This window comes from Microbacterium paulum (assembly GCF_015707995.1).
GTDB classification, from domain to species: Bacteria; Actinomycetota; Actinomycetes; order Actinomycetales; family Microbacteriaceae; genus Microbacterium; species Microbacterium paulum.
On record NZ_JAAGRY010000045.1, the window covers coordinates 21,425 to 28,010 of the forward strand.

The 6,586-nt window shown below is 70.8% G+C and carries 7 protein-coding genes; 3 read left to right on the plus strand and 4 right to left on the minus strand.

Annotation, left to right across the window (positions count from 1 at the left end; all coding sequences use genetic code 11):
* Nucleotide 1 precedes the first annotated feature (1 nt).
* A complete protein-coding gene (locus tag G3N18_RS11285) occupies nucleotides 2-1,714 on the minus strand; it encodes a glycoside hydrolase family 13 protein (RefSeq protein WP_196384358.1) in 1,713 nt (570 codons plus the stop codon).
* Between the two features lie 61 nt (nucleotides 1,715-1,775).
* Between G3N18_RS11285 and G3N18_RS11290 the strand changes: the two genes are divergently transcribed.
* From G3N18_RS11290 to G3N18_RS11300, 3 genes are all read left to right on the plus strand, one after another.
* Entirely contained in the window at nucleotides 1,776-2,294 is a 519-nt protein-coding gene (locus tag G3N18_RS11290) for an adenine phosphoribosyltransferase (RefSeq protein ID WP_196384360.1), read from the plus strand.
* A gap of 165 nt (nucleotides 2,295-2,459) precedes the next feature.
* On the plus strand, nucleotides 2,460-3,968 hold the full coding sequence (locus tag G3N18_RS11295; RefSeq protein ID WP_196384362.1) for a nucleobase:cation symporter-2 family protein: 1,509 nt from the start codon (nucleotides 2,460-2,462) through the stop codon (nucleotides 3,966-3,968).
* A 38-nt stretch (nucleotides 3,969-4,006) separates the two neighbouring features.
* On the plus strand, nucleotides 4,007-4,648 hold the full coding sequence (locus tag G3N18_RS11300; RefSeq protein ID WP_196384364.1) for a helix-turn-helix domain-containing protein: 642 nt from the start codon (nucleotides 4,007-4,009) through the stop codon (nucleotides 4,646-4,648).
* A 6-nt stretch (nucleotides 4,649-4,654) separates the two neighbouring features.
* On the opposite strand, the gene hpxO is transcribed toward G3N18_RS11300, so the two are convergent.
* The 3 genes from hpxO to G3N18_RS11315 all read right to left on the minus strand — a co-directional run.
* Complete coding sequence (hpxO, locus tag G3N18_RS11305; protein ID WP_196384365.1) at nucleotides 4,655-5,842, minus strand: FAD-dependent urate hydroxylase HpxO; 1,188 nt, start codon at nucleotides 5,840-5,842, stop codon at nucleotides 4,655-4,657.
* A gap of 89 nt (nucleotides 5,843-5,931) precedes the next feature.
* Nucleotides 5,932-6,252 (minus strand): hydroxyisourate hydrolase, encoded by a 321-nt coding sequence (gene uraH / locus G3N18_RS11310; protein WP_196384367.1) that lies wholly within the window; start codon nucleotides 6,250-6,252, stop codon nucleotides 5,932-5,934.
* On the minus strand, nucleotides 6,249-6,586 hold a 338-nt coding region (locus tag G3N18_RS11315; protein WP_196384368.1), incomplete at its 5' end, for a 2-oxo-4-hydroxy-4-carboxy-5-ureidoimidazoline decarboxylase. The genes uraH and G3N18_RS11315, both read right to left, overlap by 4 nt.

A 6,586-nucleotide genomic window follows, 5' to 3' on the forward strand; every position in this document is an offset into this window, starting at 1 on the left:
GTCAGTCGGCGAGCATCCACACGGCGGTGTCGACCGGCAGAGCGCCGCCGTCGAACGGCTCGCTCGCCACGAGAACCGTGCCGGTCGGGAGCTCGACCGGGGCATCCGACGCGTTGGCGATCACGGTCACATTCCCGTTGCGGAATGCGATGACGTCGTCACCATAGCCGTCGAGCCACGCGAGCGATCCGGCGCCGAGATCCTCGGCCCGACGCGTCGCGAGCAGCTCGCGATAGAGCCATAGCGTCGAATCGGGATCGCCCTCTTGCACGTCGCGCGCGAGACGCGCCCACTCGGTCGGTTGCGGCAGCCAGGTCGCACCGGAGTCGTTGAAGCCGTACGCGGGCGCATCGGCGGTCCACGGGATCGGCACGCGGCACCCGTCGCGACCGTAGCGCTCGCCGTCGGTGCGGAACCAGGTCGGGTCTTGCCGCACCTCGCCGGGCAGCTCGACGACCTCGGGCAGTCCGAGCTCTTCGCCCTGATACAGATAGGCCGACCCGGGCAGCGCGAGCATGACCGTGGTGGCGGCGCGGGCGCGACGCAGACCCTGCTCGGGCAGGGGCTTGCCGGGAGAGTCGGGACCGATGCCGTGACCCTGCGGGTTCTCGGCCGTGAGCGCCAGGCGCGACGCGTGCCGCACGACGTCGTGGTTCGACAGCACCCACGTGGCCGGGGCGCCGACGGCGGGGAAGGCGCGCAGCGACTCGGCGATCACCTCGCGGATCGCGGGGGCCTCCCACTCGGTCATGAGGTAGGGGAAGTTGAAGGCCTGGTGCATCTCGTCGGAGCGCACCCACTCGGCCGTACGGTCGACGGTCGGCAGCCACGCCTCGGCGCACAGCGCCCGGTCGCCGTCGTATTCGGCGAGCACGCGGTGCCAGTCGCGATAGATCTCGTGCACGCCGTCCTGACCCCAGTACGGCACGTCGTCTGCGTCGCCGCCCATGCTGTCGGCCGGCGTGCCGTCGGCGCCGGTGACCGCGGGAACGTGGTCGGGCAGGCCGTCGGTCTTGACGAGCCCGTGCGCCACGTCGACGCGGAAACCGTCGACACCCCGGTCGAGCCAGAAGCGCAGGATGCCGCGGAACTCCTCTTGCACCTCGGGGTTGGCCCAATCGAAGTCGGGCTGGGTCACGTCGAACAGGTGCAGGTACCACTGCCCGGGCGTGCCGTCGGGGTTCGTCGTGCGCGTCCACGCGGGGCCGCCGAACACCGACTCCCAGTTGTTGGGCGGCTCGTCGCCCGCCGGCCCGCGGCCGTCGCGGAACAGGTAGCGGGCGCGCGCGGCGCTGCCCGGCTCGGCGGCCAGAGCCTCTTGGAACCAGACGTGCTGGTCGGACGAGTGGTTCGGCACCAGATCGACGATCACACGGATGCCACGGTCGTGCGCCGCGGCGAGCATCTCGTCGAAGTCGGTGAGCGTGCCGAACAGCGGGTCGATGTCGCGGTAGTCGGCGACGTCGTAGCCGGCGTCGTGCTGGGGGGAGCGGTAGAAGGGGCTGAGCCAGACGGCATCCACGCCGAGCGACCGCAGGTCGTCGAGGTGCGCGGTCACGCCCGGCAGATCGCCGATGCCGTCGCCCGAGGCGTCGGCGAACGAGCGCGGGTAGATCTGGTAGATCACCGCGGTGCGCCACCATTCGGCACCGGGGCGGTTCTCGCCGATCGGGGCGAGCGAGGTCAGGGGGAAAGAGGTCTGCTGCGACGTCATGCCTCCACTGTAAGCGCTTACACAACCGCGGGCGCAAGCGGGCGGAGCGTACCCTGGACCGGTGACCTCACAGGCCCTCCAGCGCGCCGAATCGCTCATCGCGACGATCCCCGACTTTCCCGAACCCGGCATCCTCTTCCGTGACATCTCGCCGCTCCTTGCCGACGCCCCCGCACTGCGTGCCTCGGTCGACGCGTTGATCGAGCCGTTCGCCGGGCGCTTCGACGTGGTCGCCGGCATCGAGGCGCGCGGGTTCCTGCTCGCCGGCGCCGTCGCGATCGCCGCCGGCGTGGGCATGGCGCCGATCCGCAAAGCGGGAAAGCTGCCGCGCCCCGCGGCATCCGTCGACTACGCCCTCGAGTACGGCCGCGCGTCGATCGAGATGAGCGACGACCTCGCACCCGGCACCCGCGTGCTGCTCGTCGACGACATCCTCGCGACCGGCGGCACGCTGCACGCCGGGCATCAGCTGCTCGCCGAGCTCGACCTCGCCCTCGCCGGCACCGCCGTGCTCATGGAGCTCGTCGACCTCGGCGGCCAGGCCGCGTGCGGACCCGTGCACTCCGTGTTCACGGTGTGATCCGCCGCCCGCACAGCGGGTGAGATTTCGGGTCTGTTTCGGGCCGTGAACTTTCGGGAACGGATGCCCGGAATCGTCGGACCGGTGTTCAGTCAGGGCTTAACGTCTTTCCCACGACGAGGTGCGCGCCGCCTCGCTCGCACCCGGTGAGACGGGGAGTCCGCGATGTCAACGACCGAAGAGAAGTCGTCAAAGAGCGCCGAGCGCAAAGCGCAGGCAGCCGAGAACGGGGTCGACACGATCCCTCCGCTCGCGCGACTGTTCCCGCTGGGCCTGCAGCATGTGATGGCCCTGTACGCGGGTGCCGTCGCCGTTCCTCTCATCGTCGGTGGGGCGCTCGGCTACAGCGCCGCCGACCTCGCCTTCCTCATCAGCGCCGACCTGTTCATCGCCGGGATCGCGACGATCGTGCAGTCGGTCGGGTTCTGGCGGTTCGGGGTGCGCCTGCCCCTCATGCAGGGCGTGACCTTCGCCGCCGTCGGGCCGATGATCGCGATCGGCACCACGCACGGCATCACGAGCGTCTTCGGGTCTGTGATCGCGTGCGGACTGTTCATGATCATCGTCGCGCCCTTCTTCTCTCAGCTGCTGCGCTTCTTCCCCCCGATCGTCACCGGCACGGTCATCCTCATCATCGGGCTCTCGCTCATGAAGGTCGCCGCCGGCTGGATCATGACCGGATCGAGCGAGGATGCCCCCGGAGCGCCGCCCCTGAACGTGGCGTTCGCCTTCGGCACCCTGCTGTTCATCGTGCTGCTCGAGCGGTTCGCGCCGCCCGCGCTCGCCCGCGTCTCGGTGCTGCTCGGTCTCGTCGTCGGAACGCTCGTCGCCCTCTTCGTGCCGGGCATGACCGACTGGACCCACGTCGGCGACGCCGCCTGGTTCGCCCTCGTCACGCCGTTCCACTTCGGTCTGCCGACCTTCGAGTTCGCCTCGGTGCTCTCGATGATCATCGTCGGCGTCGTCATCATGACCGAGACGACGGGCGACATGATCGCGGTGGGCGAGATCGTCGACAAGCCCGTCACGCGCAAGCAGCTCGCCGACGGCCTGCGCGCCGACGGCCTCGGCACCGTGCTCGGCGGCATATTCAACACGTTCCCCTATACCGCCTTCGCGCAGAACGTCGGGCTCGTCTCGCTCACCGGCGTGCGCTCGCGCTACGTCGCGACGATGGCCGGTGGCATCCTCGTCGTGCTCGGCCTGATCCCGAAGGTCGCCGCCATCGTCGAGGGCGTGCCGCGCGCGGTGCTCGGCGGTGCGGGGATCGCGCTGTTCGGGATGGTCGCCGCCTCCGGCATCCGCACGCTCACGAAGGTCAAGTTCAACAACAAGAACGTGCTCATCGTGGCCCTCTCGGTCGGCATCGCGCTTCTTCCCACGGTGAGCCCGACCATCTACGACCAGTTCCCGGACTGGTTCCAGCTCATCTTCGACTCGGGCATCTCGGCCGGCGCGATCGTCGCGATCCTGCTCAACCTGCTGCTGAACTCGCGCGAGGTGCGTGAGTCCGAGGCCGCACAGCCCGCGATCGGCGCCTACGACGCTGTGCGTGGTCCGGCGGCGTCCGCCCTCGTGCACCCCGAGGCGGAGGGGACGGGCCTCATCGCCACGGTCGCTCTCGACACCGAGCCTGCGTCGAGCCCGGCCACCGACCCGACTCCCGGGTCCTGACCATCCCGCGCCGCCGTCGCGCCGGTAGGGTCGGAAACGTGAGCACCACCGACACCACGTCGATGATCGGCACGAGGCTGCGGCGGCTGAGACTGGCCTCGGGGCGGTCGCTCTCGTCGGTCGCAGAGTCGGTGGGCATCTCTCCCAGCGCGCTCTCGCAGATCGAGACCGGCGCGATGCAGCCCTCGGTGAATCGGCTGATCGAGATCGTCACCGAGGTCGGCGCGCCGGTGTCGGCGGTGTTCGACGACCACGACGTGTTCGCACCGCACACCCTCGCCGCCGGCACGAGCGAGCCGATTCCCGGCGTGCACGTCTCGAGCGCGGAGGATGGCGCGCAGGGTGGCGGGCAGGGCGCTTCCGCAGCGACCCTCGGACAGGGCGTCGTCTACCGGCGTCTCGCGCCGGTCGCCCTCGACGGCATCAACCTGTTCGAGTCGGTGTATCCGCCCGGCGCCGCCTCGTCGATCGATGGCGCCATGCTCGTGCACGCGGGGTATGAGATGGGATCGGTCGTCCGTGGCACGCTGCGGTTCGAGTTCAGCGAGGGCACGGTCGAACTCGGTCCGGGCGGGTCGCTCGCCTTCTGGGCGACGCGGCCGCACCGGGTCGTCAACGCGTCGGACGACGTTCCGGCCGCGGCGATCTGGCTGACCCTGCGCGATCTCTCCGAGACCTGACCGCGCTCAGAGCACGCCCGCACCCAGGTTGATCGGGCTTCCCTCGATGTTCCCGACGATGCCGCGGATGATGCCCGTCCCGTCGGCGCCGCGCAGACTCTCGTACCAGGCTGCCGTCGCCGCCTCGTCGTACGCGTGCGTCTCGTCGCCGCGCTTGCGGGCGCGCAGCACGAGCTCGCCCGCCCGCTCGACGCGGATCGCCTCGTAGCGGCGCAGGGTGTCTTCGATGCCGACGGTGTTGGTCGCGAAGGCGATGCCGAGGGCGAATGCGTCTTCGAGCGCCGAACACGCGCCCTGACCGATGTCGGGGGCGGTGTTGTGCGCCGCATCGCCGAGGATCGCGACGCGCCCCTTCGCCCAGGTCGAGAAGGGCGTGATGTCCCAGATCTCGACGCGATTGAGCGACACGTCGGGATCGATCGCGTCGATCAGCGCCTGCACACCGGGAGCCCACCCCTCGAACGCCGCCGCGAGCGGGGCCTTCCCGTCGGCGCGGTCGTACGGGAGCCCGTCGGGTTGGGGCACGTCGAACCAGAAGTAGAAGCGCCCGCCGGCGACCGGCATGACCGCCGCACGCTTGCCCTCGGCGACATAGGTGGTCCAGGCATCCGGCGCACCGATCGCGGTGTCGGTCGGGATGAGACCGTTGAAGTTCGTGTAGCCCGAGTACTCGCGCACGATCTCGGGGGCGCCGTCCGGTTGCACGAAGGCGCGCGTGAGCGAGCGGGCGCCGTCGGCGCCGATCACGAGGTCGGCGGTGTCGGTGGCGCCGTCGGCGAAGGTCACGGTCACCGTCTGGCCGTCGTCGGCGAGCGCGACGACCTTGCGGCCGAGATGGATGGCGTCGTCACCGAACGTGCGCATGAGCAGTGCCTGCAGGTCGGCGCGCGCCACCGGGTACGGCTTCTGGCCGGTCTGGGCCGTCACGGGGCCGAGGGAGAAGTCGCACAGCACCTCGCCGGTGAGGCCGTCGCGGTAGGCCATCGTCGCCATGTCGCCGCCGAGCGCGGCGACCTCGTCGCCGAGGCCCAGCCAGTTGAGCACCTTGACGCCGTTCGACCACAGCGACAACGCGGCGCCCACGGGCTTGTTCTCGCGCATCTGGTCGTAGATCACGACCTCGTGCCCCAGTCGGCGCAGGGCGATCCCCGCGCTCGTTCCGCCGATGCCCGCACCGATGATGATGACCTTCATGGCGGCACGCTACGGGCGGCGTGTCACGAGCGCGTTTCCCCATGGATGCCGAGGTGTTACGCCTCGGCGAGGGCTCGTCGCCCCGCGGGTCAGCTGCCGCGGTAGGTCGTGTACGCGAACGGGCTCAGCAGCAGGGGCACGTGGTAGTGCGGACGGTCCGCGACGGTGAAGGCGATCGTCACCGACGGGTGGAAGGCGGCGACGCCCTGGGCGGCGAAGTAGTCGCCCGTGGCGAAGGTCAGGGCGTAGTCGCCCGGTTCGAGCGCCTCCGGGCCGAGGGCGAGGCGCCCGTCGGCGTCGGTGCGGCCCGATCCCCGCGGGGTGCCGTCGGCGCTCTGCAGCGACACGTCGACGCCGGCGGCGGGGGTGCCGGCCGTCGCGTCGAGGATATGCGTGGTCACGTGGGTCATGCGATCGCTCCTTCGAGGCGCAGGAGGGCGATCTGCCGCAACTGGTCGAGGGCTTCGGCCGCCTCTCCCTCATCGTCGTTGCCGAGCCGCCGATCGAGCTCGGCACGCATCTGCTCGGGGCTGCGGCCGGCGGCGCGGATCAGGAAGACGCGACCGAAACGCTCTTCGTAGCGCGCGTTGCCTGCCGCGATGGCGGCGGCGGTCTCGCCGGCCGCCGAGGCCATCGAGGCCTGTTCGGCGCGCGAGGCGTCGGCCTCTGCCCCCGCGGCGAGCGGCCTCTCCCCGATGCGGGGATGGTGGGCGAGCGCCGCGTCGAGGTCGGCGTGCGACCACG

What these genes read in the sequence shown, in the direction of transcription:
- G3N18_RS11285 (WP_196384358.1), bottom strand. Translation starts at nt 1,714, where the DNA reads ATGACGTCGCAGCAGACCTCTTTCCCCCTGACCTCGCTCGCCCCGATC.
- G3N18_RS11295 (WP_196384362.1), top strand. Translation starts at nt 2,460, where the DNA reads ATGTCAACGACCGAAGAGAAGTCGTCAAAGAGCGCCGAGCGCAAAGCG.
- hpxO (WP_196384365.1), bottom strand. Translation starts at nt 5,842, where the DNA reads ATGAAGGTCATCATCATCGGTGCGGGCATCGGCGGAACGAGCGCGGGG.
- uraH (WP_196384367.1), bottom strand. Translation starts at nt 6,252, where the DNA reads ATGACCCACGTGACCACGCATATCCTCGACGCGACGGCCGGCACCCCC.